Genomic DNA, 2,912 nt, shown 5'->3' with positions numbered 1-2,912 from the left:
CCGCTTCGACCGTTCTGACTTCATATACATCGCGAAGGACGATGAGTACCAGTGCCCTGCGGGCCAGCGCGCCATCCACCGGTTTACGCGGGAGGAGAATGGTCTTCAATTGCGGCGCTACTGGAGTAGTGCCTGCCCACAATGCGCTATGAAGGAGCGATGCACTCCTAGCGCCTATCGGCGCATCAGTCGATGGGAACATGAGGCCGTGCTTGAGGCGGCGCAGCGCCGTCTAGACCGAATGCCAGAAGCGATGAAGGTGCGGCGGCGCACGGTGGAACATGTGTTCGGCACGTTCAAGCATTGGATGGGCTATACACACTTCCTAACTCGTCGCTTGGGCAATGTGAGCACGGAAATGAGTTTGAATGTACTGGCCTATAACCTCAAGCGGGTCATGCGCATCCTCGGCTTCCAGCAAACGATGAAAGCCATACTGGCGCTGGGCGGCTGAGCCCTTCAGGTGACCCATAACGCACCTCAGGCCCTATCCGGGCCGCCCAAACGGTCTTGAGTGAGCCCCGCTTCGAAAAATCGAAGTGAAGACCGCCCAAGGTGATGCGGACCAGGCGATTGCGCTGTGGCTGACAGGACGAAAAGCGTTTTCACACGGCCTCGACCCACAACGGTCGTAGATAAGGCGAAATGGTCTGCCTGGAGGCTGGACGTTCAACGCTCTTGAGAGCGCCGCGTGCCGTCGCGACCGATCACAGGCTGCTAATATCAGACAACTTGGCAGAGTTGGAGACAATTTGAAATGTGGTCAGACAACGAAACGACCGTCGACTACTTGAATTTCGGTGTCGTAGCGGACGCGTGCGCGAAACTCCTCCAACAGGCGAACGGCACGCCGATTTCGGTCGGCGTCTCTGGCGGCTGGGGTGTCGGCAAGACCTCGTTGGTCAGGATGATTGAAGGCCGGCTGAAACAAGCCGATGCTCCGGGGACTAACACCTACGTCATCGTCACGTTCAATCCGTGGCTCTACCAGGACTTCGAGGGTGCCCGAGGCGCGCTCCTGCAACTGGTTGGCGATGAGGTCCTGCGGCTGGCGGCCGAGAACGAGCCCCTGCTAAAGAAGGCAAAGCGCCTCCTCAAGCGCATCAACTTCCTTCGCCTCGCACAAATGGGTGGTGAAGCTGCCGTGACGCTTTACACAGGAGTGCCCGTCGGCAGCATCGGCTCCGCGGTCATGAAGGCTGCTGGGTTCTTCGGAGTCGGCGGCGACGAGGACGCGAAGGAGTCGGGCGAGGGAGAAGGCGAGAGGAAGCAAAAGGGCGCCGACAAGGGGATGCCCAATGACTTGCTCAAGCCCGCAGAGCCGCTCTCATTGCCCAATGAGATTCAGGCGTTCCGCAATGCCCTAGAAGAACTGCTCGAAGAGCTGAAGGTCACGCTGGTCGTCTTCGTGGACGACTTAGACCGCTGCCTGCCCAAGACCGCCATTTCTACGCTGGAATCGATTCGCCTCCTCCTCTTCCTCAAGCGCAGCGCGTTCGTAGTGGCGGCCGATAACGAATTCATTCGAGGCGCGGTGCGAGTGCACTTCGAGGGGACCGGCATCTCGACCGAAGTGGCAACGAACTACTTCGACAAGCTCATCCAGGTTCCGCTGCACGTTCCGCGACTCGGTATCAATGAAGCCAAGGCATACCTAGCCTTGCTGTTGATGGAGCGTGCTCATGCTGACGGTATCTTCGAAAAAGTCGGATTCGACGCGGCAAAGGAAGCTATCCCGAAGCGCCTACAAAGCAGCTGGAAAGGTGACGCCGTCACGTCCGAGTTCTTGCAAAGCCTTGTTGGCTTGGGCAACACGCCCATGCTCGAGTTGATGCAGCTTGCTGAGGGTTTGGCTCCGCTGCTTACCCAGTCGAGCGCCGTAAATGCGAACCCGCGGCTGATGAAGCGGTTTCTGAACACGGTCTACCTGCGGTCGGCCTTAGCTGCCCCGCAGGGCATCGACCTCGAAATTCCTTCTCTTGCAAAGTGGCACCTTGTCGAACGGTGCGACGAGACGCTGGCCAACGCCCTGGCTGCAAGGGTCTCGGCGGACGCCGACGGGCGAGTGGCAGTCTTGCGTGAAGCGGAAGCCGCGGCGGCCGCCGGCACACCCCTCCCCGAGCCTTTCAAGGATGACCCCTTTTCATGCGAATGGCTGCAGCTCAAACCGCCGCTCGGTAACGTAGACCTCCGGCCCCTACTGCACTTGAGCAGGGATACGGCGACTCGGGATTTTGGCGCGGACAATATGACCGACCAAGGACGAGCGTTGCGCGACGCCCTGGTCGCTGCAACGGCATCGAACGCACCGCTCACAGAGGCCATCCGAGCCGCTGGCGCCATCCAGGCTGGGATGGCCATGGGCAAAGCCTGGCGGCTGAAGGCCGCGATGCGGACATGGCGCTCGGGGGAGGATGTCGTTCCGCTCATCGAGCCCTGCAAGGTTTACCCGGAGCTGGCGGTCGAGGCAGCGGCGCTTTTGGCAGAAGCACCGGTCGGGAAAGTTGGTCCTGGCGTCGTCCCCCTCCTGTACTCGCAGAGGTGGGCACGCCCTACCCTAGGCAAGTGGGAGGCAGACTCTTCGGTGGAGAAAGCCACTAAAGCGGCCATCCAGCGGGCGAAGCGGGAGACCAGATAATGGGAACCTCAACGTCAAGTTCTGGCGGCAAAGCCGGCTCGCCGTTTGACCCGGAGTGGCTGACTCCAGAGACGACGCCTGCGGGCGGCGACGATAGCGCGGATAGCTCGCTCGATGATGGCGACCACGAGCCTGCTGCAACGGGCGCGGAAGCCGGCGCCGAGGGGCCCGCCGTAGCCGGCGAGCAAGAGGCCCCGGATGGGGCTTTTGCGCCCAGTCGCCGGTTCGCCGACGCGCGTTCCAAGATGTCCGCCGCTCTGGGCGGCGGCGGGGG

At 61.5% G+C, this 2,912-nt stretch carries 2 protein-coding genes and 1 pseudogene; all 3 read left to right on the top strand.

All coding sequences use genetic code 11. The features are described from left to right. On the top strand, window positions 1-454 hold a 454-nt coding region (locus ACNPP0_RS05315), incomplete at its 5' end, for a transposase (protein ID WP_448705213.1). Between the two features lie 303 nt (window positions 455-757). Beyond that, entirely contained in the window at window positions 758-2,638 is a 1,881-nt protein-coding gene (locus ACNPP0_RS05310; RefSeq protein ID WP_448705212.1) for a KAP family P-loop NTPase fold protein, read from the top strand. Beyond that, window positions 2,638-2,912, top strand: a pseudogene (locus ACNPP0_RS05305) (hypothetical protein); the annotation flags it as partial. The gene ACNPP0_RS05310 and the pseudogene ACNPP0_RS05305, both read left to right, overlap by 1 nt.

This window comes from Achromobacter semiaridum, from assembly GCF_053543755.1.
This window is presented reverse-complemented; position numbering and strand designations above follow the sequence as displayed.